The 25,720-nt window shown below is 72.4% G+C and carries 20 protein-coding genes and 1 riboswitch; of the genes, 5 read left to right on the top strand and 15 right to left on the bottom strand.

The window, feature by feature from the left end; genetic code table 11:
• Positions 1-7: 7 nt before the first annotated feature.
• The 9 genes from eno to IE244_RS13005 form a co-directional block, all read right to left on the bottom strand.
• Positions 8-1,315 carry a phosphopyruvate hydratase gene (gene eno / locus IE244_RS13045; protein WP_031172957.1) on the bottom strand — a complete coding sequence of 436 codons (1,308 nt, stop codon included), beginning with the start codon at positions 1,313-1,315 and terminating at the stop codon, positions 8-10.
• Between the two features lie 290 nt (positions 1,316-1,605).
• A complete protein-coding gene (locus tag IE244_RS13040) occupies positions 1,606-2,310 on the bottom strand; it encodes a transglycosylase family protein (RefSeq protein WP_191873619.1) in 705 nt (234 codons plus the stop codon).
• Between the two features lie 4 nt (positions 2,311-2,314).
• Positions 2,315-2,488: riboswitch (cyclic di-AMP (ydaO/yuaA leader) on the bottom strand.
• A 197-nt stretch (positions 2,489-2,685) separates the two neighbouring features.
• A complete protein-coding gene (locus IE244_RS13035; RefSeq protein ID WP_191873617.1) occupies positions 2,686-3,834 on the bottom strand; it encodes a LysM peptidoglycan-binding domain-containing protein in 1,149 nt (382 codons plus the stop codon).
• A 150-nt stretch (positions 3,835-3,984) separates the two neighbouring features.
• Positions 3,985-5,235, bottom strand: a complete 1,251-nt coding sequence (locus IE244_RS13030; protein ID WP_191873714.1) for a cytochrome P450 family protein — start codon at positions 5,233-5,235, stop codon at positions 3,985-3,987.
• Positions 5,236-5,375: 140 nt separating this feature from the next.
• On the bottom strand, positions 5,376-6,437 hold the full coding sequence (locus IE244_RS13025) for a nucleoside triphosphate pyrophosphohydrolase (protein ID WP_229854071.1): 1,062 nt from the start codon (positions 6,435-6,437) through the stop codon (positions 5,376-5,378).
• A gap of 115 nt (positions 6,438-6,552) precedes the next feature.
• Complete coding sequence (locus IE244_RS13020; protein WP_191873713.1) at positions 6,553-7,203, bottom strand: SurA N-terminal domain-containing protein; 651 nt, start codon at positions 7,201-7,203, stop codon at positions 6,553-6,555.
• Between the two features lie 167 nt (positions 7,204-7,370).
• Positions 7,371-8,861: a serine/threonine-protein kinase gene (locus IE244_RS13015; protein WP_268252889.1), complete on the bottom strand. Its 1,491-nt coding sequence runs from the start codon at positions 8,859-8,861 to the stop codon at positions 7,371-7,373.
• Positions 8,862-8,899: 38 nt separating this feature from the next.
• The gene (locus tag IE244_RS13010; RefSeq protein ID WP_191873613.1) at positions 8,900-9,544 is read right to left on the bottom strand and encodes a hypothetical protein; all 645 of its coding nucleotides are present in this window, start codon (positions 9,542-9,544) and stop codon (positions 8,900-8,902) included.
• 193 nt (positions 9,545-9,737) lie between these two features.
• Positions 9,738-12,212: an N-6 DNA methylase gene (locus IE244_RS13005; RefSeq protein WP_191873611.1), complete on the bottom strand. Its 2,475-nt coding sequence runs from the start codon at positions 12,210-12,212 to the stop codon at positions 9,738-9,740.
• A gap of 187 nt (positions 12,213-12,399) precedes the next feature.
• On the opposite strand from IE244_RS13005, the gene IE244_RS13000 reads away from it, so the two are divergent.
• The 4 genes from IE244_RS13000 (at position 12,400) to IE244_RS12985 (ending at position 15,379) form a co-directional block, all read left to right on the top strand.
• Positions 12,400-13,101: an Rv1352/Rv1906c domain-containing protein gene (locus tag IE244_RS13000; RefSeq protein WP_191873609.1), complete on the top strand. Its 702-nt coding sequence runs from the start codon at positions 12,400-12,402 to the stop codon at positions 13,099-13,101.
• Between the two features lie 145 nt (positions 13,102-13,246).
• Entirely contained in the window at positions 13,247-13,951 is a 705-nt protein-coding gene (locus tag IE244_RS12995) for a hypothetical protein (protein ID WP_191873607.1), read from the top strand.
• Positions 13,952-14,075: 124 nt separating this feature from the next.
• A complete protein-coding gene (locus IE244_RS12990; RefSeq protein WP_191873605.1) occupies positions 14,076-14,264 on the top strand; it encodes a hypothetical protein in 189 nt (62 codons plus the stop codon).
• On the top strand, positions 14,261-15,379 hold the full coding sequence (locus IE244_RS12985) for a hypothetical protein (protein ID WP_191873603.1): 1,119 nt from the start codon (positions 14,261-14,263) through the stop codon (positions 15,377-15,379). The genes IE244_RS12990 and IE244_RS12985 overlap by 4 nt, the downstream gene beginning before the upstream one ends.
• Before the next feature lie 18 nt (positions 15,380-15,397).
• Here IE244_RS12985 and IE244_RS12980 read toward each other — a convergent pair whose 3' ends face one another.
• Positions 15,398-16,141 (bottom strand): GNAT family N-acetyltransferase, encoded by a 744-nt coding sequence (locus tag IE244_RS12980; RefSeq protein ID WP_191873601.1) that lies wholly within the window; start codon positions 16,139-16,141, stop codon positions 15,398-15,400.
• A gap of 98 nt (positions 16,142-16,239) precedes the next feature.
• Positions 16,240-16,959: an HNH endonuclease family protein gene (locus IE244_RS12975; RefSeq protein ID WP_191873598.1), complete on the bottom strand. Its 720-nt coding sequence runs from the start codon at positions 16,957-16,959 to the stop codon at positions 16,240-16,242.
• Positions 16,960-17,232: 273 nt separating this feature from the next.
• Here IE244_RS12975 and IE244_RS12970 point away from each other — a divergent pair, with 273 nt between their 5' ends.
• Positions 17,233-17,994 (top strand): SDR family NAD(P)-dependent oxidoreductase, encoded by a 762-nt coding sequence (locus tag IE244_RS12970; RefSeq protein ID WP_191873596.1) that lies wholly within the window; start codon positions 17,233-17,235, stop codon positions 17,992-17,994.
• A gap of 10 nt (positions 17,995-18,004) precedes the next feature.
• On the opposite strand, the gene IE244_RS12965 is transcribed toward IE244_RS12970, so the two are convergent.
• The 4 genes from IE244_RS12965 to IE244_RS12950 form a co-directional block, all read right to left on the bottom strand.
• Positions 18,005-18,364, bottom strand: coding sequence for a MerR family transcriptional regulator (locus IE244_RS12965; RefSeq protein WP_191873594.1), 360 nt, complete (start codon positions 18,362-18,364; stop codon positions 18,005-18,007).
• Positions 18,365-18,399: 35 nt separating this feature from the next.
• Positions 18,400-21,930 (bottom strand): transcription-repair coupling factor, encoded by a 3,531-nt coding sequence (gene mfd / locus IE244_RS12960; RefSeq protein ID WP_191873592.1) that lies wholly within the window; start codon positions 21,928-21,930, stop codon positions 18,400-18,402.
• 294 nt (positions 21,931-22,224) lie between these two features.
• Positions 22,225-24,807, bottom strand: coding sequence for an ABC transporter permease (locus IE244_RS12955; RefSeq protein ID WP_191873590.1), 2,583 nt, complete (start codon positions 24,805-24,807; stop codon positions 22,225-22,227).
• Complete coding sequence (locus IE244_RS12950) at positions 24,804-25,592, bottom strand: ABC transporter ATP-binding protein (RefSeq protein ID WP_191873589.1); 789 nt, start codon at positions 25,590-25,592, stop codon at positions 24,804-24,806. Before IE244_RS12950 ends, IE244_RS12955 begins: the two co-directional genes overlap by 4 nt.
• Between the last annotated feature and the right edge of the window lie 128 nt (positions 25,593-25,720).

The following is a 25,720-nucleotide window of genomic DNA, read 5'->3' as shown; positions in this document are numbered from 1 at the left end:
GTGGAGGTCAGCCCTTGGAGACCTCGATGTGGCCGCGGAAGCGCGGGAAGGCGCTGCGGCCGGCGTACACCGCGGCGTCGTCGAGGATCTCCTCGATGCGCAGCAGCTGGTTGTACTTGGCGACACGCTCGGAGCGGGCCGGGGCGCCGGTCTTGATCTGGCCGCAGTTGGTGGCGACGGCCAGGTCGGCGATGGTGACGTCCTCGGTCTCGCCGGAGCGGTGGGACATCATGCACTTGAAGCCGTTGCGCTGGGCCAGCTCGACGGCGTCCAGGGTCTCGGTCAGCGAGCCGATCTGGTTGACCTTGACCAGCAGGGCGTTGGCGGTGCCCTCCTCGATGCCGCGGGCGAGGCGCTCGGGGTTGGTGACGAACAGGTCGTCGCCGACCAGCTGGACCTTGTCGCCGAGGCGGTCGGTGATGACCTTCCAGCCGGCCCAGTCGTCCTCGAACAGCGGGTCCTCGATGGAGACGAGCGGGTAGGCCGCCACGAGCTCCTCGTAGTACTCCGTCATCTCGGCGGCGGAGCGCTCCTTGCCCTCGAAGAGGTACTTGCCGTCCTTGTAGAACTCGGAGGCGGCGACGTCGAGCGCGAGGGCGATCTGCTGGCCGGGGACATAGCCGGCCTCCTTGACGGCCTCCAGGATGAGGTCGAGGGCCTCACGGTTGGAGCCGAGGTTCGGGGCGAAGCCGCCCTCGTCGCCGAGGCCGGTGGACAGGCCCTTGCTCTTCAGGACCTTCTTCAGGGTGTGGTAGACCTCGGTGCCCCAGCGCAGGGCCTCGGAGAAGGACTCCGCGCCGATCGGGGCGATCATGAACTCCTGGATGTCCACGTTGGAGTCCGCGTGCGAGCCGCCGTTGAGGATGTTCATCATCGGCACCGGCAGCAGGTGCGCGTTCGGGCCGCCCAGGTAGCGGAAGAGGGGGAGGTCGGACGCCTCGGAGGCGGCGTGGGCGACGGCGAGGGAGACGCCGAGGATGGCGTTGGCGCCGAGGGAGCCCTTGTTGTCGGTGGCGTCCAGGTCGAACATGGCCTGGTCGATCAGGCGCTGCTCGGTGGCGTCGTAGCCGACCAGCTCCGGGCCGATCTGCTCGATGACGGCGAGGACGGCCTTCTCGACGCCCTTGCCCTGGTAGCGGTTGGGGTCACCGTCGCGCAGCTCGATGGCCTCGAAGGCGCCGGTCGAGGCGCCGGACGGGACGGCGGCACGACCCGTGCTGCCGTCGTCGAGGCCGACCTCGACCTCGACCGTGGGGTTGCCTCGGGAGTCCAGGATTTCCCGGGCTACGACGACGTCGATGGACGGCACGAGCATCTCCTTCTTGGATGTGACGCTGGAAGTGCGGGGCTTGCTGCCTTACGGCCGCGCCTTGCGACTAGAGCCTAACCGTCTCCGGGGGATCGGCCACCGACCGACCGCCCCGTGGACGGGGAGGGACACGCAGACGGTACCCATTGTTCATGAGCGGAACAAAGGGTGGATGCACGGGGCACACACAAAAGACCCCGCCCCGGCGCGTACGGGGGAACACGCGCCGGGGCGGGGAGCCCGGGGGGACGGGGGCGGGCCCAGAGGAAGGGGGTGGGGCCCGCGGGCCGCCGCTCCTACTTCAGGTGCAGCTGCTGGCCCGGGTAGATGAGGTTGGCGTCCTCGACGATGTCCTTGTTCAGCTGGAAGAGCTTCTGCCAGCCGCCCTGGACGTGGTGCTTCTCGGCGATGGAGCTGAGGGTGTCGCCCGTGACCACCTTGTACTCGCCGTCACCCTTCTTGACCTTCTTGCCGGTCGGGGTGGTGACGGTCTTGCTCGCGGAGGGGGCCGTGCGCTCGGCGGAGCGGGAGGCGGCCTGCTGGTCCGTGGAGCGGGTGGTGCTGCTCGGCGCGGTGGTCTTCGACGAGGTGGTCTTCGAGGGGGTGCTGGGCGCGGAGCCGTTGTACGGGGTGCTCGACAGGCCCGTGCCGCAGACCGGCCAGGCGCCCTTGCCCTGCGCGGCGAGGACCTTCTCCGCGACGGCTATCTGCTGGGCCTTGGTGGCCTGGTTGGCCTGCGCGGCGTAGGCGGTGCCGCCGTACGCGGCCCAGGTGGAGGCGGAGAACTGCAGACCGCCGTAGAAGCCGTTGCCGGTGTTGATGGACCAGTTGCCGCCGGACTCGCACTGGGCGACGGCGTCCCACTGGGAGGCGGTGGCGGCGGAGGCGTTGCCGGCCGCCATCAGCGGGGCGGCGACGGCGGCGCCGGTGACACCGGCGAGCGCGAGGGCGCGGGTGGCCTTGGACGGACGACGGTGCTTGCCCTTGCCGGTAAACAGCATGGATCGATCCCCTCACCGACGCCTGCGAGGTGAGCTGTCGGGTTCGGGCCGGTTGAGTTGCCCGGCCGCACGCTCGCTCTCGCGAGGCGCGGCTCCACCCCTAGCCGGTTCCGGCGTGAACCACCGGGCCCGGCACTTACCTTGGGTCCCCCGCTCCTGCCTACGGCGCTTGACGCGACGACTGTTCCCGGGCAACCGCTGGCAGGATTCGGCGTTGCGAGTGCCGGGGCTCGTGGTGACGAGCGGCCTTGACCGTAGACAGGTGATCGAGGGAATTTCAAAGACGATCAGGGCTTCTGAGACTCATCCCACACTTTCACCGAAACGGACATCAGCGGCGAAACAGGGCGTCAACTGCCGCTGTTTTCCGCCCGTTTAGGCACCGACTTCCAGGGTCTGACCGGCGGTGATGTGGTTCGGGTCGGTACCGATGACGCTCTTGTTGCCGTCGTAGAGCGCATGCCACCCGCCGTCGACGCGCAGAGAGTCGGCGATGGAGGCGAGGGTGTCCCCTTCGCGCACGGTGTAGGTGCCCGCCGCGGGTCCGGCGTGACGGCCGGAAGACGGGGTGTTCTGACCGTTTGTCACGCTTTCGTCCGCACTCCCACCGCGGTGGCGTCCACCGCTGCTGAGCGTGCCGGTGTCGACCAGGCTCCAAGAACCGGCGGACTGCTGGTAATTGTCCGATTCGTCGGTTCCCGGGGTCGGCGCGGGAGAGCCGCCGCTTTCCTGCGAGTCGCCCCCGCCAGACGAACCCGGCGATCCGGACTTGTCACCCTTGTCGGACTTGGGCGTGCTACTTCTGGTAGGGCCCCCGGTCTGGTCCGGGGTCTTGGTGGCATGGCGGCCGTGGCCCGGAGTGGGCGTGGCGGCCTTGCCGGAGGGGGAACCGGAGGCATCCACACCCGGGGCGTCCGAGGTCGCGGAACCGGAACCCGCGGAGTCCGAGCCGGAGGAGTCCGAACCCGAGGAACCGGAACCGGAGTCGGAGCCCGCGTGCGATCCGGAGCCGGAGCCCGAACCGGAGGCGGACGCGGACGAATCCGGCAGGCCGGACGAGTCGGAGCTGTCGGCCGAGCCGGACGCGTCACCCGATCCGCCGCCGTCCGCGGAGCCGCCGACGCCGGTGTCCACGTCCACCGAAGCGGAGTTGGAGGTCAGCCCGGCGGTCAGCGCGCACATGGCCCACGGCTTGGTGCCCTGGTCGGCCAGGATCTTCTCGGCGACGGCGATCTGCTGCGAGCGGCTGGCCTGGTCGGCACTGTCGGCGTACTGCGTGCCGCCGTACCTGCCCCAGTCGTCCTGCGAGATCTGCAGGCCTCCGAAGTAGCCGTTCCCGGTGTCCGCGCTCCAGGAGCCGCCGCTCTCGCACTCGGCGACCTTGTCCCACGTGGTGCCGTCGGCGGCGTTGGCGCTCGCGGCGCCCAGCAGCGGGATGGCGATGGCGGAGCCGGTCACCCCGGCCGCGACGAGGAGAGCCGGAGCCTGACGGGGGCGACGGTGACGACCGTTCCCGGAGAGCATGCGGAAGCCTTTCGTGCGACAGCAGGGCCGGCGCGGCGCGCTGAAGCCCGGCGCCACACTGATGGGTGAACGTATCGGCAGACGATCACTTGTCACAAGTTAATGCCGCGCAGATCACGTGAAGATCACAAAGTTGAACGCCCTTCATGTTCACCGTTCCACGGCTTCGCCGGCCTCCGGGGTGAACTCCACGGGCAGTGTGCGCAGGCCCCGCATGATGAGCCCGCCGCGCCAGCGCAGGTCGGCCGGATCGGCCGCGAGCCGCAGGTCGGGCAGCCGGGTGAGGAGCGTGGCGAGCGCGGCCTGACCCTCCAGCCGGGCGAGCGGGGCGCCGAGGCAGTAGTGGATGCCGTGGCCGTAGCCGAGGTGCTGGTTGTCGCGGCGGGCGAGGTCCAGCACGTCCGGGTCGGCGAACCGTTCCGGGTCCCGGTCGGCCGCCGCGAGCACCACGAGCACCGGGTCTCCGGGCGCGATGTCCTGTCCGCCGAGGGTGAGCGGCTCGGTGGCGAACCGCCAGGTGGCCAGCTCCACCGGGCCGTCGTAGCGCAGCAGTTCCTCCACCCCGGTCTCCAGCAGTTCCCTCTCCCCCTCGGCCAGGGCGTCCTGGAGCCGCGCCCGCTGCTCGGGGTGGGTGAGCAGCGCGTAGGTGCCGTTGCCGATGAGGTTGACGGTCGTCTCGAAGCCGGCGAACAGCAGGATGAACGCCATCGCCGCGGCCTCGTTCTCGGTGAGGTGCTCGCCGTGGTCGGAGGCGCGGATGAGGCCGGAGATGAGGTCCTCGCCGGGCGCGGGCTCGGCGGGCAGTGCCTCGCGCTTCTTGTGGATCAGCTCGGCGAGGTAGCCGCGCATCTTCTTGACGGACCGGGCGACCCCGCCGCGCGGCCCGCCGCCGTGCCGGATCATCATGCCCGCCCAGTCCCGGAAGTCGTCCTGGTCCTCGCGCGGGACGCCGAGCAGGTCGCAGATGGCGTAGATGGGCAGCGGGAACGCGAACTCGTGGATGAGGTCGGCGGAGCCCTTCGTGGCGAACCGGTCGATGAGGTGGTCGGTCAGCTCCTGCACCCGGGGCGCGAACTCGGCGACCCGCCGGGGCGTGAACGCCTTGCTGACCAGCCGGCGCAGCCGGGTGTGGTCCGGCGGGTCGATGTTCAGCAGATGGGTCATCAGCTCGGCCTTGCGCTCGCCGGGGATGCCGGTCTTGCCCTTGGCGTGCGCGGGCTCGTCGTGATGCGCCGGGTTCTTGCTCAGCCGCTGGTCGGCCAGGGCCTGCCGGGCATCGGCGTACCGGGTGACCAGCCAGGCCTCCACCCCGCTGGGCAACCGCGTCTGGTGCACCGGCGCGTGCTCGCGCAGCCAGGCGTAGGCCGGGTAGGGGTCGGTGGCGAACTCCCAGGTGAACAGGGCGGGTGCGGGGCCGGGGGCGGGGTCCGGGACGGGGTCCGGGGTCGGGCCGGGGGCGGAGTCCGGGGCGGGGTCCGGGGTCGGGCCGGGGACGGAGTCCGGGGTGGGGTCGGGGGCCGCCTGGGGGTGGTGCTGGTCGGTCACTCCCCGACCGTATCCGGACTCGGGTGGGCCTCCGCGTCCCGGTGGTCGCCGCGGCCCGCGCGTATCGCCTCGGGACCGACGCCCTCCGCCGCCCGGATCGCGTCCCGGTAGGCCCGGGCCGCCGCCCGCAGGGCCGCCTCCGGGTCCACACCGTCCGCCTCGGCACGGGCCGCCAGGGCGAGCAGCTCGTAGCCGATCCCCTCCCCCTGGGGCAGGGGGACGTCCAGGTCCGCCGTGCGGGCGCGGGAGGCGAGCTTGGCGGCGAGGGCCAGTCCGGGCTGGCCGAGCGGGACGCCCTCGGTGACGGAGGTGCGCCGCTTCTCCTCGGCCTTGGTGCGCAGCCAGTGCTGCTTGACGTCCTCCGGCGTCTCGGCCTTCTCGTCGCCGAATACATGCGGGTGGCGGTGGACGAGCTTGGCGACGATACCGCCGGCCACGTCGTCGACGGAGAACGGCGCGTCCGGGTGCTCCTCGGCGATCCGGGCGTGGAAGACGACCTGCAGCAGGACGTCGCCCAGTTCCTCGCGCAGCTCCTCCCGGTCGCCGGCCTCGATCGCCTCGACCAGCTCGTACGCCTCCTCGATGCCGTACTTGGCGAGGCCCTGGTGGGTCTGCCGGGAGGACCAGGGGCATTCGGCGCGGATGCGGTCCATCACCTGCACCAGGTCCAGCAGGCGGGCGCCGGGCAGGTCGTAGGAGGCCGGCAGCAGCTCCAGATCCGGCATGGACACGCGGCCGGAGCCGGCCAGCCGGGCCAGGCCGTCGGTGAGCGCGGGCTCTCCCTCACCGGTGGCCACGACCACCACCGTCCGTCCGCCGGCGCAGGCGTCGACCAGCTCCTGCGCGGTGGGGGAGGTCTCCTCCACCGCGGTCCCGGCCTCGCGCAGATACGGCAGCTGCGGATGCGCTCCGTCCGCGCACAGCACGGCGTCGGCGGAGCGCAGGACCTGCCAGGCGGGCCAGGACAGCAGGCCGGGGGCGACGCGGTGGCTGGTGGTGAGCAGGACGATGCGACCGGGGTCGGTCGTGGCGGCGGGGTCGGAGCTGGATGCGTTCACGGTCCGAACGTAACCCACGGCGGGAGGGAGCGGATTCGGTTACCCACAGGGCCGGGACGATCGTGTGATCGTATGACCGACGCGTGCTCGATCCGAGGCGCCCGGCCCGGCCGCGCTAGGCCGTCACCGGCTGTCCGCCGTCCGCCGTGGTGACCTCCCGCACCCACGGGGTCCTGGCGTCCACGCGGCTGCTCTTCTGCACGTCCCAGGAGCCGTAGCGCGGATTGAGGTCGATACGGAGCTCCTGGGAGGCCTTGGCCAGGGCCTTCCAGAAGTCGGGCCGGCTGGTGTCGGTGCCGAGCTTCTTGGCCAGCTTCTGCGCCTCCAGCTGCAGGCGCAGGTTCTCGTCGAGGTGAGCGGGCGCGATGCCGTACTTCTGCAGCCAGGCGGCCTGCAGCCCCTTGGCACCGCCGGCCTGCTGCTCCAGACCGCCGCGCATCCGCTGGACCTCCTTGCGGGTCACCGTGATGCCCTCGTCCTGCGCGGCGCGGTGCAGCACCCGGTCGAGCACCATGTTGTGCAGGGTGTCCCGGGTGAGGCTGCTGGTGGAGGCGAGGACCTGCTGGTACTGGGTCTCGTCCGGCACCGCGGCCCGCTGGGCCCTGCGGACCTCGTCGACCCGGTCCTCCAGCTGGGCGACGGTGATCCGCCGGCCGCCGACGACGGCCGCGGCGCCCGGATGCGCGTCGTTTCCGCAGGCGGTCAACAAGGGTGCCGCGGCGGCGATCGCGGCGGTGAGGACGAGCGCGGTGCGGCGGCGGTGCAAGGGAACCTCCAAGGGGAGATTGTGCGACGGTGCACAAAGTCTTGCGGTGATCGATGGTAGGCAGTGGGCGGGCCCGGGCCAACCCATTCGACCAACGATTCGCACGCGCTTCGGGCACCGTCGCGCCACCGTGTCGGCTCAGCCGGCCACACCGCGACCGCGGTGCGCTAACCGCGCACCTGTCCCAGCCACTGCAGGGTGCGCCGGATCTCCATGGCCATCGGGTGACCGGGGCCGTGCAGCCGCTCCACGTCCATCAGCAGCCGGGCGAGGGTGTCGTGGGCGGACGGCCGGTCGCCGAGGGCGAGCAGCAGATGGCCGATGCGCCGGCGCACCTCGTGGGCGAGGTGCGGGTCGCCGGAGACGTACTGGTTCTCGTAGTACGGCAGCAGCGCGCGGTACTCCGTGAGCGCCGCCGCCGGTTCGCCCAGCTGCTCCAGGCACTGCGCGGCCTCGTAGCGGTAGCGCAGCGACTGCGGGTCGGCCTGGCCGGCCTCGGTGGCCCGTTCGTCGGCGAGCCGGCGCAGTTCGGGCAGCGCGCGCCGGTACTGGCCGTCGTCCATGAGGGTCGCCGCGTACTGCTTGCGCAGCGTGCGCACCACCGGGGAGTGCTCCCCGTGCTGCTCCGCGGCGGCGGGCAGGATCGCGCCCAGGATGTCCACGGCCTGGGTGATGCGCCCCTCCCCCAGCAGGCGCTTGACCTCGTCGACGGCGGCGGCGACATCGGGCTTCTCGGCCGCCGGCGGCGCCGCGACCGGGGCGGGCCGGGGCGCGGGCGTCCGCGCACGGTCCGGCCAGGGGGCGTGCGGACGCAGGAAGGGGCGCGTCGGGTCCAAAGGCGCACCGGTGGGCGTCCCGCGGGCGGGCAGGAGCAGCGCCAGGTCCTCGTACACCTCCTGGGCGGAGCCCGGCCGGTGCTGCGGGTCCTTGGCGAGCAGCCGCAGGACGAGCGCCTCCAGCGCCTCGGGGACCTCGGGGCGGATCCGGCGTACCGGCAGCGGCGGCTCGTACAGGTGCCGGTGCAGCACACCGAGCGCCGTGGAACCCGAGAACGGCACGTCCCCGCTGAGCAGTTCGTGCATCAGCACACCGAGCGCGTACAGGTCGGTGTACGGGCCGACCGCGCCGCCCATCGCCTGCTCCGGCGCCATGTAGGCGGGCGAGCCGATCGGGGAGCCGGTGTGGGTGAGACGGGTGGTGTCGGTGTCCATCACGGAGGCCACGCCCAGGTCGAGCACGGTGACCGTGCCGTCCTGCTTCACCATCACATTGCGCGGCTTGAGGTCGCGGTGCACGATCGGCACGGCGTGCACGGCACTCAGTACGGCGCACAGTTGCGCGGCCACCGCGACCGCCCACGGCCACGGGTAGGGGTCGTGCTCGGCGAGATGGTCGGACAGGTCGGCGCCGTCGACGTACTGCATGACGAGGAACAGCTCCTCGCCCTCGCTGCCCGCGTCGTGCACGGTCACCAGACCCGGGTGGTCCACCTGCGCCGTCACCCGGCACTCCCGCAGGAACCGGCGGCGCAGCTCGTCCGCCTCCTGGCCCGCAACCTTGTCGGGGCGCAGCAGCTTCACCGCCACGCGCCGGTCGAGCCGCCGGTCGTACGCCGTCCACACCTGGCCCATGCCGCCCTGTCCGATGAGCGTGGACAGTTCGTACCGGCCGGCGACGACTCGTCCTGTCGCCACGCTCACCTTCCGCCCTCGTGGCTGTCGCTCCGGCCGTCATGCCGGCGCAGGTAGTCGCTCAGCTCGTCCAGTTCGGCACGCACCTGCTCGATGTGGCTGGGCGCCGGGCGCTGCGGCGGCTGGGGCACGGGCGTGTGCGGCACCGGGGGCGGCGTGTGCCGCGGGGCGGGCGGGGCCGCGGGAAAGGGCGTGTCGTGGCCCGCCCGGCCGATCGGCATGGCCGGGGCGGTCGCCGGCCGGTACGGGTTCGCGGGACCCGGGTAGCCGTACCCCGCCTGCGCCGGCCGCTGCGCCGCGTAGGCCTGCCCGCGCCGCACGAAGTGGCGGATGTCCGCGGCGAGGTAGTACGCGGTGCCTGCCACGAGCGTGAAGAGCAGCAGGAACAGGCCGAAGTAGCCGGCCGGGGTGTGGATCTCGTCGCCGGGTTCGGTGCCCACGAGCACCAGGCTGAGGATGTCGGCGACCAGCGCGGCGGCGAACAGGACCCAGTCCGGTGACCGCCGCGTGACGATCGCCAGCCGCAGCAGCATCACCCAGGCCAGCAGGCCGATGCTGAGAAACCCGATCGCCACGAACAGCACACGCAACAGGACCAGCCACGCGGTGTGCGGCGGCTTCACCGGCTGTCCGTAGCCGAGGCCTTGCATGACTGCTCCTGATGCCTGATGTGGGCGCACGTGTCCGCCCGGCGCACCCCGTCGGGCGGAGGACGCCGGTCGTGCGATTGTCGCTTCGAGCATATGACCCGGCACGGACAAGCGTCCCGGTTGTACCGAACCGTTGTCCTCCCTCACGCGAACCGTTGTCCTCCCCCACGCGTGGCCGGCCGCCGCCCGGCGGTCAGCCGGGCGCCACCGTACCGTCGGTGAGGCCGTCGTACATCCCGCGCACGAGCTGCTCCCCGAGCCGGCTCGCACGGCGCAGCGCCCGCTCGAACTCGTCGAGCGCGCGGAAGCGCGCGCCGTAGCGCCGTTGTTCGTCCAGGGGGAGCCGGGGCAGCTGCAGGCGGCGCACGTCCAGCCGGGTCGCGGTGGACGCGTAGCTGCTGGCCTGCCGGTTGTTCGCGGTACCGCGCAGGAATCCGGCGAGGAACCACGGGTCGAGCGCCGCGTGATCGGGGCGCAGGAGCACCAGGTTGCGCCCCAGGGCGGCGCCCGCCGTGCCGTCGTCGATCACACGGGCCACCGAGCCGCCACCCAGCACCGGTACGACGACGTCGCCCGGCTCGGTGAGCACGGCCTCCTCCTGGCTCTCGGGCAGCGCCCCGGAGGGTGCGGCGCCGGCGAGGACGTCGTGGTCGGTGAGCACGGGCACGCGCGTGTGGCCGCCGTTTCCGCCGGTGCGCATCACCAGCGCACCCCCGCGCGCGAGTTCACCGACGGTGGTGAGCGGCCAGCGCGCGCCCGGCGCGGGCGCGGCGGGCGGCGGGGTGAGGTCGGCGGTCAGGCGCAGGGTCGCGCCGAGACGCTCGCGCACCGCCGTGAGCTGCTCCGCGCCGTCGGCCACGGCGGCCGGCGGCAGATGCCGGGCGGGCGCGAGGTCGACGTCGTCGTCGAGGAGTTCGATGACCGGCACGGACCGGGCGAGCCCCGGCCGCTCCTCCAGCCGCCCCGCGCGCTCGAAGGCACGCCAGGCGTCCAGGGCGGCTTCCCGCACCTCGGCCCAGTCCGGTCCGCCGCGCCCCTCCCCGGCGAACCTCCCCGTGTCCGCCAGCAGCACCTCCGGCGCCGCGGGTGTCCGGTCGGGCCGGCGCAGCACCCATACGTGCAGCGGGATGTTGTACGGCGGTGCCGCCCCGACCGGCAGCGCGATCACCGCCCTGAGCGCACCCCGGCGCAGCAGGTCGGCGCGGATCCGGCGCCCGGAACGGCGGGAGGCGACGGCCGGCGGCATGAGCAGCACGGCGAGTCCGCCGTCGGCCAGCCGGGCCAGCGCATGCTGCACCCAGGCCAGTTCGGACTCGGTGCGGGCCGGGAAGCCGTACTCCCAGCGGGCGTCGTAGGCGAGTTCGTCGTGGCCCCAGTTGCGCTCGTTGAACGGCGGATGGCACAGCACGGCGTCGGCGCGCAGCTCCGGGTGGGCGTCGGCGCGCAGGGTGTCGCCGGCGGCGCCGCGCACGGCGGCCCGGGAGTGCAGCGCGAGCCGCAGCGCGGTGAGCGCGGCCAGGTCGGGAGCGCTGTCCTGGGCGTACAGCTCCTGGCCGGGGCGGGTGTCGACGGCGCGCAGCAGGGCGCCGGTGCCGCAGGCCGGGTCCAGCACGGTACGGGCGGGACCGGCGAGGTCGGCCATGAGGCCGGCGAGGTCGGCCGGGGTGAGCGTGTACTGGCGGGGGTTGGCGTCCAGGTGCCGGCCCAGCAGGAACTCGAAGGCCTGCCGTGCCCCCAGCTCGGCGGCCAGCTCTGCCGCGCCGCGCAGGAGCGGGGCGGAGGCGAGGAGTTGCGGGCCGGTGGGGACGCGCAGGGCGGGGGTGCGGGGGGCGGCGGGGACAGGGGTGTCGGCACCTGGGGTGTCCGGAGCGGCGGGGCCCGGGGCGGCGGGGCCTGGAGTGCCCGGGGCGGCTGGGATACCCGAGGCGCCCGCGGTGTTCATGGTGTCCGTGGTGTCCGTGGTGTCCGTGGTGTCCGGGGCGGCGGGGCCCGGGGTGGGGCTGCCGTGAACGGCGGAGGTGGCGTGAACACCTGACGGGAGGTTCACAGGCTGCTGCAGCGCTGCGGGGTTCACATCGGGTGGCGTGAGAGCCGCGTTCGCAGCGCGCGCGGGGGAGTCCGCGTTCACACCCCGCGTCCCGGGATCCGGGTTCACACTCTGGGTGATCGGTGCGGTGTTCACCCCCTCCACGTCGCCGGACATGTTCACAGCCGCAGCCGCAGCCGGAGCCGCGTCCGCGCCTCGGCTCGTGTGAACCCCGCGGCCCGGTACTCCACCGAAACGCGGCGTCAGTACCTGTTCGAGCGCGCCGGGCAGCATCGCGGCCAGGCGCGCGTCGGAGCCGGCGCTCGCGTCGAGCCACACGGTGGGGCGCTCGTGGATCAGCAGCAGCGCGCACCCCGCGTGCACCAGGGCGGTCAGGGGCCCCTCGGGGTGTCCGACGAGTTGCTGCCAGACGCGTTCGCGCAGCGGGACCTCGGCGAGTTTGCCCTGCTTGCGCAGCCAGGCCTCGACCTCGGCGAGCGCGAAGGACGGGCTGGTCTCGGTGCCGCCGACCGGCTTGGGGAAGTCGGCGTGCCGTCGGCGCCAGTTGCTCACGGCGGCCCGGCCCACTCCGGCGAGCCGGGCGATACCGGCCGCGGTCACCTCTGTCGCGTTGTCCTGCACCGGCCCCACTCCCCTCGTCCCGTGTGCGCCGAGCATACCGGCGCACACAAGATCCATGCATTCACGCCCGTGTACTCGATCAACCCCGTGAATCGTGTTGACTCGGTTCACAGGCTCTGTTCTTATTGACCCAGCAAACGAGCGGCCAACCGCAGGGGGCGGCCGCCGCTTTGGGGAGGGGATTCGCATGGGCAAGAAGGCCAAGGTCGCGCTCGGCGCCGTCGTGGGGGTCGTCGTCATCGGTGTCGTGTCCGCGAACGCCGGCAGCGGCGGCAAGGACGGCGGCTCGGGCGGCAGCGGCAAGGGCTCTTCCGCCTCCGCCGAGCACACGCCCGGCGGCACCAAGGGCAAGAAGGACTCGGGGGACGCCGGGGCGGCCGGGAAGAAGAAGGCCGCCCTCGCCGGCGACGGCGACTACCAGGTCGGCTCGGACGTGAAGCCGGGCACGTACCGCACGACCGGCAACACCGACGACATGTGCTACTGGGAGCGCGCCAAGGACGCCAAGGGCGAGACGGACTCGGTGCTGGCCAACGACAACGTCACCGGCACGAGCTACGTGACGGTCAAGGCCACCGACAAGATCTTCAAGTCCACCGGTTGCAAGGACTGGGAGGCCGTCGACCCCAAGGCGAAGGGCACGCCCGCTTCCTCGATGGACGGCGACGGCGGGATGTTCAAGGTCGGCACGGACATCGCGCCGGGCACGTACAAGTCGACCGGCAACAAGGACGACTCCTGCTACTGGGAGCGCACCAAGGATGCCGAACAGGGGTCGGACTCGATCATCGCCAACGACAACGTGACCGGCACGGCCGTCGTGACCATCAGCCCGTCCGACGCCTACTTCAAGACCAACGGCTGCGGCAACTGGAAGAAGGCCGCCTGAGCCGGCCCTGAGCCGCCCCTCAGCCGGACCTGAGCCAGACCTCACCCGGACCGGGCCGGACCTCAGCCGGATCCGAGCCGTCCGTAAGCTTCCCCCGCCCCCCACCACCGCTCACCTGTTCCACCCACCCTCGATAAGGACTGTCATGCGTTTCTCCCCCCGTGTCGCCACGCTGCTCGCCGTCGCGGCGCTTCCGCTGGCCCTCACCGCCTGCTCCTCCGGTTCCTCCGTCGACGGCGGGAGCGCGAACGCCAAGCCGGCCAAGGCGAAGGACCCGAACGCCGGGCTGTCCACCGGTACGCAGCTGAAGAAGGCGCTGGCGCCCGCGTCGGCCTTCCCGGCCGGGCTCACCATCGAGGCGGACGGCAGCTCGGACAGCGGCGGCGAGTTCCTCTCGCCGTCCGCGAGGAGCACCGCGAAGCCGGACTGCACCAGGCTGGAGGGCACGTCCTGGATCCAGGTGAGCGGCTTCAAGGGGGGTGTGTCGTTCGCGCAGAACGACTACGCGAACCACGACAAGACCCAGGAGGTGGCCCAGGAGATCGACGCGTTCCAGGGCACCACCGCGGCCACGGTGATGAAGGAGCTGCGGACCGTCGCCGGGGAGTGCGCCACGTTCACGGACACCGACGCGCACGCCAAGGTGAAGCTCACGGGCAGGTCCACGACCGGGCTCGGTGACGAGGCGTACACGATGACGCTGACGAGCGGCGCCTGGGAGAACGGCACCACGCTGATCGCGGCCCGCTCGGGCGGCTCCGTGGTCACCGTGCTGTCCACGGCGGGCGGCGACAACGGCGCCGCGGCCGCGAAGAAGGTGACGACGACGGCCCTGGCGGCGCTGAAGTAGGAGGCGCTGCCGGAGGCGGCGCCGGCGTCGCGGGCACTGGGCGGCCGGGCCTGAACACCGGCCGCCCAGCCGTCACGCCGTCCCCTGTCCCCCCTCCCCGTCACCGCCCCCGTGGAAGACGCCGATGCCCCTGCCGTCCCGCCTCGCCGACCGGCCGGCCGCTGACGGAGCCGCCGCACGGGGCCGCGGCCTGCCCGGAACACCCGTGCGTGCCGCGCTCGCTCTCGGGCTGCTGATCGGGTTCTACCTGCTGGCCCTGCTCGTCCTCGCCGCGCCGGCGGTCCGCGGCCCGACTCGGAAAGACCCGGTATGAACGTCCTGATCGACATAGCCGGTGCCGGCGCCCTCGCCTACGCGGCCGTCACCATCCCGCGCAACGCCCGCAAGGCGCGCACGCTGCGGGCCGAGGCGAAGGCGCCGGTCAACATCGACCCGGCCAAGTACGGGCTGGTGCCCGCCGCGCAGCTCGACACCCGCAGCGCGGGCCCCGATCCGGAGGCCGACGCGGTCAAGGCAGCCGCGCTCGCCGGTGACTGGCGGCGGGCCGCCGCCTACCTGGCCGGGGCGGGCCACGACGGGGACCTGCGCTGGTACCGGCTCGGCATCCTCGCGAACGCCGCCGCCGAGGACGACACCTGGCTCACGGCGTGGAGAGCCGAGTACCCCGACGACCCGTCCGCCGCGCTCGTGAACGCCGACGCGCTCGTCGTGCTCGCGGGCAAGGTCCGCGGCGCGAAGGGGGCGAAGCACACCACGGCGGAGCAGTTCGAGGGCTTCCACCGGCTGCTGGCGCAGGCGCTGCCCGCCTGTCAGGAGGCCGCGCGGATGGCACCCGACGACCCCTGCCCCTGGATCGCTCAGATCACCATCGCCCTGGGACTCGGCTGGTCGCACGACGCGTTCCGGGCGCTGTGGGCCGAGGTCACCGCACGCGACCCGTATCACTTCAGTGCCCATGTCAGCGCCTTGCAGTACTGGTGCGCCAAGTGGCGCGGCTCGCACGAGCTGATGTACGCGTTCGCCGAACAGGCCGCCGCCTCGGCTCCGCGGGGAAGCCTGCTGCCCGCACTGCGTCTGTACGCGCTGCTGGAGCACGGGACCCGGGAGCCCCACGAGCCGGTGTACAACCAGCCGTTCGTCCAGGCGGCCGTGGACGCCACCCTGGACGCCGTGGACCAGGTGCCGGCCGGGCACCACCGGCTGCCGACGGTGCGGCACCTGTTGGCGGACACCCTGTTCCTGACGAAGCGGTACGCGGAGGCCGTCGAGCAGTTCCGGGCGGTCGGCGGACACATCGGCAGCGTGCCGTGGACGTACTCCGGCAACCCGGTCAAGGCCTTCGTGTACGCCCGTACCAACGCCTTCGTCTTCTGGGAGAAGGCGGGCTGTCCCGCCCCCGCGCCACGCGGCCGGGCCGACGGGCACTGACGCACCCGGCCGAGGCGGCTACAGCGGGTGCCGCATCCACACGTTGGGCTCGACGTAGACGGCGTACCCGCGCTCCGGTTCGCAGCGGACCGGGACCAGCGCGCCGGGCACCTCGACGTCCTCGGCGGTGTCGAACGGCAGCCCCGTCCAGCGGCGCCACTCCTCCAGCGAGGCGCCCACGGTCATGGAGGCCGGTGCGATGGAGTCGATGTGTGCGCCGGCGCGCGCGTGGACGCGCAGCCAGGGATCCTCGGGCAGCCCGTCGGGGCGGACCCGGCGGGCGTACTCGGTGATCGGGGTGTGCGGTTCGCGGTGCTTGGCGCTGGGGCGGACGGGGGCGACGACCTCGCGGAAGCCGCGGGCCCGGGCACGGTCGCGCATCGCCGAGAGCATGACGGCGGACAGCCCGTGGCCCTGGGCTCGCGGGGCGATGGTGATGGAGACGGCGCTGACCGTGTCCGGGCTTCTGCCGTGGCGCAGGTCGGCGAAGGCCCAGAGCAGGGTCTGGTCCCAGCCGCGCGCGGGCAGGGTGCGCCGGCCGTCGGTGTCGAGGGCGAAGGGCACGCTGAAGCCGTGGGCGACGATCTCGCCGTGCTCGTCCTCGGCGAACAGCGCGTACTCCGGCAGGTCGCCGGCGATACGGCGGAAGTAGGCCGTGCCCACGGGGTCGTTGGTCACGAACTCGGGCCATGTGTCGGCCATCTCGAACAACGCCGGCAGCCGGTCGGGCTGCTCGGCGATGCTGCTCACCTTGACGTCCATGACGCTCACGGTAGGCGCCCGAGCCCGCTCCGCGGAAACGGATTTACTGGTCAGCGCCGTGCGCGGCAGGGGCCGCCGTCCTCTCGGCCGGCCCGGGCTCACCGTGCCCGGAAACGGTCCGGCGCCTTGGTGGGGTTGCCACCCGTGGGGAGTTTGCGGTCGGGGCAGCCGGTGAGGACCTTCTTCATGGCGGCCTTCTCGGCGGCGGTGACCCACAGCCCGTACTTCTTCTTCACCGCGACCTGGGCGGCCACATAGGTGCAGCGGTACCTCGCATTGGGCGGCAGCCAGGTGGCCGCGTCGCCGTCGCCCTTGCCGCGGTTGGCGCTCGCGTCGACGGCGATGAGGTTGAGCGGGTCGTTGGCCAGCGCTATGCGCTTGCTCGCGTCCCAGTACTTGGCGCCCTTCTGCCAGGCGTCGGAGAGGGCGACGACATGGTCGATGTCGACCAGGCTGCGCCCGCGCCGGTAGGTGATGTCCTTGCCGGAGTAGGGGTCGGGTTCGAGCAGCCCGTAGGTGACCTTGCAGGAACCGCCGGTGAACTTCACGTCCTTCAGGTCGCGTTTGAGTATGTCGTCGCGGGTGTCGCAGGAGTTGGAGTCGGTGTCCGCCCAGGCGGCGCCGAACCGGGCCCGGGAGTACCCGGTCTTCGGGGCGCGTCCCTTGACGGTCAGTGAGTCGACGGCGGCGAGGACCGCTCCCCCGCCCCGCGTCCCCCCGGGTCCGGAGGACCCGTCGGTCTGCTCGCTCTTGCAGCCGGTCACGGCGACCGTCATGACGACCACCGCGGTGACCACCCCGCCCCTCAGACGCGTCACGGTACGTCCCCCTTGCTCGCCCTTGTCCGCCCTGGTGGTCGGGCGGATCGTTCCTGTGCCCACGGTAACGGACCGCCGTCTTCCGCCAGAGGGGACCGAAAGGTGTCATCCAGGGCAATACGGACCGGAGTTGGGGCATATGAGGGGCTCGGTGGGGGAGTCCGAGGAACCCGGCCGCGCGCCCGCTCACACCGTGCGCGGCGGGTTCCCCGCGACGGAAGCCGGCAGGCCCGCTTGACCCTGACACTGGCGTCAGGGTCCGAGGATCCCGGCATGAGCGAAGACACCCTCACCCAGAGCCCCCGTATCGTCGTCGTCACCGGGGCCGGTACCGGTATCGGCCGGGCCACCGCGCGGGCGTTCGCCGCCGAGGGCGCACGGGTCGTCGCGGTCGGCCGCCGGGCGGCGCCGCTGGCCGAGACGGCCGACGGCCACCCCGGGATCACACCGCTGCCCGCCGACATCACCGCGGAGGACGGCCCGCGGACCGTCGTCCGTGCCACGCTCGAGCGGCATGGCCGCCTCGACGTCCTGGTCAACAACGCGGCCGTCGTCAACACCCAGTCCCTGCGGACGTACACGCGCGCGGCCGTGGAGCCGCAGCTCGGCACGAACCTCCTCGCGCCCGTCCTGCTCACCCAGGCCGCGCTCGGGGCGCTGGAGGAGAGCCGGGGCGTGGTGGTGAACGTGACGACGTCGGTGGGTCAGCGGGCCTGGCCGGGCAACTCCCTCTACGCGGCGGGCAAGGCGGCCCTGGAGGTGCTGACCCGCGGCTGGGCGGTCGAACTGGCGCCGCACGGCATCCGGGTCGTCGCCGTGGCCCCGGGCGCGATCGAGACACCGATCGCCGACCACTCCGGCTACACCGCCGAGCAGCGCGCCGCCATCCGCCGGTGGCAGCTCGACCACACCCCGCTCGGCCGGGTCGGCCGTCCCGAGGAGGTCGCCTGGGCGATCACCCGGCTCGCCTCCCCGCAGGCGTCGTTCGTGACGGGCGTGGTGCTGCCCGTGGACGGCGGGGCGGTCGTCGCCTGACGCCGAGCCCTCAGGAAGCCCCGTCCCCCGCCTCCCGCAGCGCCGCCGCCAGCCGGTCCCGTACCGCCGTCTGCGCCGCGATCCGCGCGTCCAGCACCGCCAGCCGGCCCCGGACCACACCGAGGGCCACGGCGGAGGCGGGGCCGGCGGTGACGTCGCCGTCCAGGCAGGGCAGGAACACCCGTACGTCCTCCAGGACGAGACCCGCCTCCAGCAGGTGCCGGATGTTGCGGACGCGCACGGCGGTGCCGGCGTCGTACTCGCGGTAGCCGTTGGCGGCGCGTTCGGACGTGATCAGGCCCTGCTGCTCGTAGTGGCGCAGGGCGCGCGGTGTCGCCCCGGTCGCCGCCGCCAGTTCACCGATCCGCACGCGCCCCCCGTCCCCCGTCCCCCGCACCGGACTTTCTACGACCCCAGGACCGAGGCGAGGAACTCCCCGACCCATCCGAGCAGTTCCCGGCCGACCAGCGGCTTGCCGCCGACCTTCGCGGTCTTGGGGCGCGGGACCAGCACCTGGTGCAGGGCCGGCTTGATGACCGTGCCCGGGTAGAGGCGCTTGACCCGCAGTTCCTGCGACTCGCGCAACTCCACCGGCGCGAAGCGGATGTTGGTGCCCTGCAGGACGATCTCGCCGACGCCGCACGCGCGCGAGAGCATCCGCAGCCCGGCCACCAGCAGCAGGTTCTCCACCGGTTCGGGCAGCTTGCCGTAGCGGTCGGTGAGTTCCTCGCGGACGGCCTTGATGTCCTCCTCGGTGTTGGCGGAGGCGATGGCCCGGTAGGCCTGCAGGCGCAGCCGCTCGCCGGGGGCGTAGTCGTGCGGGACGTGCGCGTCGACGGGCAGCTCGATCTTGACCTCAAGCGGCGGCTCCTCCTCCACGCCGCCCTCCAGGGAGGCGCGGTAGTCGGCGACGGCCTCGCCGACCATGCGGACGTACAGGTCGAAGCCGACGCCCGCGATGTGGCCGGACTGCTCGCCGCCGAGCAGGTTTCCGGCGCCGCGGATCTCCAGGTCCTTCATCGCCACGTACATGCCGGCGCCCATCTCGGTGTGCTGGGCGATGGTCGCCAGGCGTTCGTGGGCGGTCTCCGTCAGCGGCTTCTCCGGCGGGTAGAGGAAGTAGGCGTAGCCGCGCTCGCGGCCTCGGCCGACCCGGCCGCGCAGCTGGTGCAGCTGGGAGAGGCCGAAGTTGTCGCCGCGCTCCACGATCAGCGTGTTGGCGTTGGAGATGTCGATGCCGGACTCGACGATCGTGGTCGACACGAGCACGTCGAACTTCTTCTCCCAGAAGTCGACGACGACCTGCTCCAGCGCGGACTCCGACATCTGGCCGTGGGCCGTGGCGATGCGCGCCTCGGGGACGATCTCGCGCAGCCTCGCCGCCGCGCGGTCGATGGACTCGACCCGGTTGTGGATGTAGAAGACCTGGCCCTCGCGCAGCAGTTCACGGCGGATGGCGGCGCCGATCTGCTTCTCCTCGTAGGGCCCGACGAAGGTGAGCACCGGGTGGCGCTCCTCCGGCGGGGTGGTGATCGTGGACATCTCGCGGATGCCGGTGACCGCCATCTCCAGGGTGCGCGGGATCGGGGTCGCGGACATGGTCAGCACGTCCACGTTCGCCCGGAGCTTCTTCAGCTGCTCCTTGTGCTCGACGCCGAAGCGCTGCTCCTCGTCGACGATGACGAGGCCGAGGTCCTTGAACTTCGTCTCGGAGGAGAACAGGCGGTGGGTGCCGATGACGACGTCCACGGCACCGTCCTTCAGGCCCTCCAGGACGGCCTTGGCCTCGGTGTCGGTCTGGAACCGGGAGAGCGCCCGCACGTTCACCGGGAACTGCGCGTACCGCTCGGAGAACGTCCCGAAGTGCTGCTGCACCAGCAGCGTCGTCGGGACGAGGACGGCGACCTGTTTGCCGTCCTGTACGGCCTTGAAGGCGGCCCGCACCGCGATCTCGGTCTTGCCGTAGCCGACGTCGCCGCAGATCAGGCGGTCCATGGGGACCGACTTCTCCATGTCCTCCTTGACCTCGGCGATGGTGGTGAGCTGGTCGGGGGTCTCCGCGTAGGGGAACGCGTCCTCCAGCTCGCGCTGCCAGGGCGTGTCCGGTCCGAAGGTGTGGCCGGGGGCGGCCATGCGCGCGCTGTAGAGCTTGATCAGGTCGGCGGCGATCTCCTTGACCGCCTTCTTGGCGCGGGCCTTGGTCTTCGTCCAGTCGGCCCCGCCGAGCCGGTGCAGGGTGGGGGCCTCGCCGCCGACGTACTTGGTGATCTGCTCCAGCTGGTCGGTCGGGATGTAGAGGCGGTCGCCGGGCTGGCCGCGCTTGGCGGGCGCGTACTCCACGACCAGGTACTCGCGGGTGGCGCCCTGGACGGTGCGCTGGACCATCTCGATGTAGCGGCCGACGCCGTGCTGTTCGTGGACGATGTAGTCGCCCGGCTCCAGGGTGAGCGGGTCGATGGTCTTGCGGCGGCGGGCCGGCATCCGGGCGCCTTCGCGGCCGGTGGCGCGCTGGCCGGACAGGTCGGTCTCGGTGAGCACGGCGAGTTTCAGCGCCGGGTCCACCAGGCCGTATTCGATCGAGCCGCAGGAGACGTGGACGACGGAGGGGCTGAGCTCGCCGAGGTCGGCGTCCATGCGGGCGGCGATGCCCTCGTTGCCGAGCACCTCCACCGTGCGGGCGGCGGGGCCGTGGCCCTCGGTGACGTACACCGCGCGCCAGCCGTCGGCGAGCCAGCCCTTGGTGTCGGCGAGGGCCCGGGCGGTGTCGCCGCGGTAGGTCTCGGGCGCGTGCATGCCGAGCTTGAGGGTGTCGGCGTCGAGTTGTTCGTCCGCGGCGAAGGGCGAGACGGACCACCACATCATGTCCAGCTCGCGCGCGCGGTCGCGGACGTCGGCGATGGACCACAGGGAGGCGGCGCCGACGTCGATGGGGGCCTCGCCGCCGCCGGCGGTGGCCGCCCAGGAGGCCTGCAGGAACTCCTGGCTGGTCGCGACGAGGTCGGCCGCGCGCGTGCGCACCCGCTCCGGGTCGCAGACCACGGCCATCGCGCCCTCGGGGAGGACGTCGAGGAGCAGCTCCATGTCGTCCACGAGGACGGGGGCCAGGGATTCCATGCCCTCGACGGCGATGCCTTCGGCGATCTTGTTCAGGAGTTCGCCCAGCTCCGGGTGTGCCTCGGCGAGGGCACGCGCGCGTGCGCGGACGTCGTCGGTGAGCAGCAGTTCGCGGCACGGCGGCGCCCACAGGCCGTGCTCGGCGACTTCGAGGGAGCGCTGGTCGGCAACCTTGAAGTAGCGGATCTCCTCGACGTCGTCGCCCCAGAACTCGATGCGCAGGGGGTGTTCCTCGGTGGGCGGGAACACGTCCAGGATGCCGCCGCGCACGGCGAACTCGCCGCGCTTCTCGACCAGCTCCACGCGCGCGTAGGCGGCGGCCGCGAGGGCGTCCACCACGTCGTTCAGGTCGGCGGTGCGGCCGGTCCTCAGGGACACCGGCTCCAGGTCGCCGAGGCCCTTGACCTGCGGCTGCAGCACGGAGCGCACGGGCGCGACGACGACGGAGACAGGGCCGGTCTCGGGGTCGTCGGGGCTGGGGTGGGCCAGGCGGCGCAGGACGGCGAGGCGGCGGCCGACGGTGTCGCTGCGCGGGCTGAGCCGCTCGTGCGGGAGGGTCTCCCAGGAGGGGTAGTCCACGACTCCCTCCGGGGGGAGGAGGGAGCGCAGCGCCGCCGCCAGGTCCTCGGCCTCGCGGCCCGTCGCCGTGACCGCGAGCACCGGGCGGCCGGTCTCGCGGGCGAGGGCGGCGATGGCGAAGGGGCGGGCGGCCGGGGGGCCGACGAGGTCGACGTGCATGCGGTTGCCGTCCGCGGCCGCGGTGATCGCTTCCGCGAGGGCGGGGTCCTTGACGACGGCGTCGAGCAGACCGTGCAGGCTCATGGAGGGGGCTTTCCGTCCAGGGGGGTCCAGGGGTGGGCAACGCAAGTAGCCCGGTGCGGTGAGCAGCCGGGGCTGTCCAGCCTACGACTCCGCCGGGGGTGGCGTCGGAGCCTGTGGACAACCCCGTGTTTTCGGTGCCCGGTGCTGCAGCCGGCCTCCCAGGGGCGCCGCCCCCGGACCTCCGCCTGTGGACAGCCGCAGAACCCGGTGCCGGGAAGTCCTCAGGACTTCCCGGCACCGGGTTCTCCCCCGCAACCCCCGTGTGCGGTGGTCTCGTCGGTCCGGCCGGTGCGGCTAGTCCGTCGCGATCGCGTTCAGTACGTTCATGCGGCCCGCCCGGAACGCCGGGATCAGCGCGGCGAACAGGCCCACGAAGGCCGAGGCGACGAAGACGGTGCTGATCGTCGGCCAGGGGATGTCCAGGACCTTCAGGCCCTCCAGGGCGAGGAGCTTCTGGGCGGTCGCGCCCCAGCCCATGCCGAGGCCCAGGCCGAGCAGGGCGCCGAAGACGGCGATCACCACGGACTCCAGGCGGATCATGCGGCGCAGCTGGCGGCGGGAGAGACCGATGGCCCGCATGAGGCCGATCTCCCGGGTCCGCTCGACCACCGACAGGGCCAGGGTGTTCACGACACCCAGGACCGCGACGATGATCGCGAGGGCGAGCAGGCCGTAGATCATGTTCAGCAGCTGGCCGATCTGGTCCTTGAGGGCCTTCTTGTAGTCGGTCTGGTCGCGCACGGTCAGGGCCGGGTTGTCGTGCAGGGCCGACTTCAGCGCCTTGTAGGCGGCTGCCTGGTGCCCGTCCTCGGCCGTGGCGAAGAGCATCTCGTCCAGCGGCATCCTGTGGGCGGGGAGGTACTTCGCCATCGTCTGGACGGACGTGTACTTGGCGCCAGCGTCGATGAGACCGTCGCTGCTGGTGATCGCCCGTACGGTCAGGTGGGTCGTGGAGCCCTCCGCGAACGCCACGGTGATCCTGGAGCCGAGCCGGATGCCGTGTTCCCCGGCGAACTTCTCGGGTACCGACATCGAGTCGGGCCGGAAGGCGTCCTTCAACTCGCCGGCGACCGTCTTGGTCCGCACGTCGCTCGCGTAGGTCGGGTCGGTGGCCATGATCGTGTTCTTCTTGAGGGCGGTGCCGTCCGGCAGGGTGAAGTCCGCCTCGGTCCACTTGTACTCGGTGACCCGCTTCAGGCCCGCCGTGTCCTTGACGGCCCTGACCGCCTGCGGGTCGATGAGTCCGCCCTGGTTGTCGCTCTGGATGATGAAGTCCGCGCCGACGGTCCGGTCGAGCTCGTCGGTGGCCGAGGCGACCATGGAGGAACCGACCACCGACAGGCAGGCCACCAGGGCGAGGCCGATCATCAGGGCGGCGCCGGTGGCGCCGGTGCGGCGCGGGTTGCGCAGCGCGTTGCGCTCGGCCATGCGGCCCACGGGGCCGAAGATCCGCAGGATGACCGCGCCGAGGATCCGGACCAGTCCGCCGGCGAGCAGCGGGCCGATGACGACGAAGCCGAGCAGGGTGGCCACCACGCCGAGGCCCAGCCAGCCCGAGCCGGCCTTGGCCTTGTCGGCGGTGGCGGCGACGTACAGGCTCCAGCCGCCGGCGGCGGTGAGGAGCAGGCCGACGACGGCGCGGACGGCGCCGGCCTTGGTGTCGGCCGGGGCGCCCGCGTCGCGCAGGGCGGCCATCGGGGAGACCTTGCCGGCGCGCCGGGCGGGCAGGTAGGCGGCCAGGACGGTGACGACGACACCGAGGAGCAGGCCGAGGGCGGGGGTCGTCCAGGCGACGGTCAGGTCGTCGGTGGACAGGTGCATGCCCATCGTGCCCATGAGCTTCATCAGGCCGACCGCGATGCCGATGCCCGCGCCGACACCGAGCACGGAGCCGATCACGCCGAGCAGCAGCGCCTCGATCAGCACCGACCGGTTGACCTGCTTGCGGGAGGAGCCGATGGCGCGCATCAGGCCGATCTCGCGGGTGCGCTGGGCGACCAGCATGGAGAAGGTGTTGATGATCAGGAAGATGCCGACGAGGAAGGCGATCCCGGCGAAGCCGAGCAGCGCGTACTTCATGACGTTCAGGAAGCCCTCGACGCTCTTCTGGTTGGCGGCGGCGACCTCCTTGGCGGTCTGCACCTTGTAGCCGTGGCCGAGGGCCGCGGTCACGTTCCTCTTCAGCTGGGCGTCGGTCACGCCCTGGGCGGCGGTGACGTTGACGTCGGTGTAGACGCCGGTCTGTCCGACCAGGGTCCGCTGGGCGGTCCTCGTGTCCAGGTAGAAGATCGCCGCGCCGGGGTTGGTGACCTTGAAGGCGGCGATGCCGGACACGCGCGCGTGGTGCGTGCCCACGACCGAGATCATGCCGATGTCGTCGCCGAGCTTGAGGTGGTGCTTGTCGGCGGTGTCCTCGTCGACCATGACCTGGCCCGGGCCCTTGGGCGCCGTACCGGTGGTGATCTCCATGGTGCGGGCGTCGTTGCCGTTCCAGCTGCCGACGATGGTGGGCGCGCCGCTGGTGGGCGAGAGCTTGTCCTTCTTGGCGTCGACGACGGTCACCGAGGTGGAGAACACCGTCCCCTCGGCCGCCTTCACCCCCTGCGCCCCGCGGACCTCGCCGAGCACGGAGGCCGGTATGACCGGCGGCTTGCCGGTGCGGGAGGTCGTCTGACCGGTGTCCGAGGAGCCCTTCGCGCTGACCGTCACGTCCGAGGCCGTGGCCTGGAACAGTTTGTCGAAGGTGGTGTTCATCGTGTCGGTGAACACCAGCGTGCCGCACACGAACGCCACCGACAGCAGGACCGCGACCGCCGACAGCGCCATCCGGCCCTTGTGCGCGAAGAAGTTGCGCATCGAGGTCTTCAGGACGGTCATGACGTACGCCCCCGGGCGTCGAAGTCCTTCATGCGGTCCAGGACCTGGTCGGCCGTCGGCTGGTACATCTCGTCGACGATCCGGCCGTCGGCGAGGTAGAGCACGCGGTCGGCGTAGGAGGCGGCGACGGGGTCGTGGGTGACCATGACGATGGTCTGGCCGAGTTCGTCCACCGAACGGCGCAGGAAGCCCAGCACCTCGGCGCCCGCGCGGGAGTCGAGGTTGCCGGTCGGCTCGTCCCCGAAGATGATCTCCGGGCGGGCGGCGAGGGCGCGGGCCACGGCGACGCGCTGCTGCTGGCCGCCGGAGAGCTGGGTCGGGCGGTGCTTGAGGCGCCCGGCGAGCCCGACGGTCTCCACCACGCGGTCCAGCCAGGCACGGTCCGGCTTGCGCCCGGCGATGTCCATGGGCAGCGTGATGTTCTCGATCGCGTTCAGCGTCGGCAGCAGGTTGAACGCCTGGAAGATGAAGCCGATCCGGTCCCGGCGCAGCTGGGTGAGTTTCTTGTCCTTCAGGCCGGTGATCTCGGTCTCGTCCAGGTAGATCTGGCCGCCGGTGACGGTGTCGAGCCCGGCGAGGCAGTGCATCAGCGTGGACTTGCCGGACCCCGAGGGGCCCATGATCGCGGTGAACTGGCCGCGTGCGATGTCCACGTCGACGTGATCGAGGGCGACGACACGGGTCTCGCCGGACCCGTACGCCTTCACGACCTGCCGCGCCCGCGCGGCAACGGCCGTACGCCCTCCAGTGCCCCCGTGCCTGGGAATGGTCACAGCCGATGTCACGGTATGTCTCCTATGTCGGTCAGCAGGTCGGTGCGGTGCGTCAGCGAAGCCCCGGTGTGCCGGGGTGTCGTTCTGGGTACGCCGTCGAGTCTCGCGGTCGGCGGAGCCGCCGCGCTCTGGTGCGGAGC

Origin of the sequence: Streptomyces filipinensis, from assembly GCF_014649495.1 — a bacterium.
GTDB classification, from domain to species: domain Bacteria; phylum Actinomycetota; class Actinomycetes; order Streptomycetales; family Streptomycetaceae; genus Streptomyces; species Streptomyces filipinensis.
The sequence above is the reverse complement of the archived record's forward strand: the minus strand, read 5'-3'. Positions and strand labels throughout refer to the sequence as shown.

Bases quoted from the DNA above. Each gene is read 5' to 3' on its own strand.
- IE244_RS13040 (WP_191873619.1), bottom strand. From the start codon at position 2,310: ATGCTGTTTACCGGCAAGGGCAAGCACCGTCGTCCGTCCAAGGCCACC.
- IE244_RS12970 (WP_191873596.1), top strand. From the start codon at position 17,233: ATGAGCGAAGACACCCTCACCCAGAGCCCCCGTATCGTCGTCGTCACC.
- IE244_RS12955 (WP_191873590.1), bottom strand. From the start codon at position 24,807: ATGACCGTCCTGAAGACCTCGATGCGCAACTTCTTCGCGCACAAGGGC.
- IE244_RS12985 (WP_191873603.1), top strand. From the start codon at position 14,261: ATGAACGTCCTGATCGACATAGCCGGTGCCGGCGCCCTCGCCTACGCG.
- IE244_RS12980 (WP_191873601.1), bottom strand. From the start codon at position 16,141: ATGGACGTCAAGGTGAGCAGCATCGCCGAGCAGCCCGACCGGCTGCCG.
- IE244_RS12995 (WP_191873607.1), top strand. From the start codon at position 13,247: ATGCGTTTCTCCCCCCGTGTCGCCACGCTGCTCGCCGTCGCGGCGCTT.
- IE244_RS12990 (WP_191873605.1), top strand. From the start codon at position 14,076: ATGCCCCTGCCGTCCCGCCTCGCCGACCGGCCGGCCGCTGACGGAGCC.
- IE244_RS13035 (WP_191873617.1), bottom strand. From the start codon at position 3,834: ATGCTCTCCGGGAACGGTCGTCACCGTCGCCCCCGTCAGGCTCCGGCT.
- IE244_RS13000 (WP_191873609.1), top strand. From the start codon at position 12,400: ATGGGCAAGAAGGCCAAGGTCGCGCTCGGCGCCGTCGTGGGGGTCGTC.
- mfd (WP_191873592.1), bottom strand. From the start codon at position 21,930: ATGAGCCTGCACGGTCTGCTCGACGCCGTCGTCAAGGACCCCGCCCTC.
- eno (WP_031172957.1), bottom strand. From the start codon at position 1,315: ATGCTCGTGCCGTCCATCGACGTCGTCGTAGCCCGGGAAATCCTGGAC.
- IE244_RS13010 (WP_191873613.1), bottom strand. From the start codon at position 9,544: ATGCAAGGCCTCGGCTACGGACAGCCGGTGAAGCCGCCGCACACCGCG.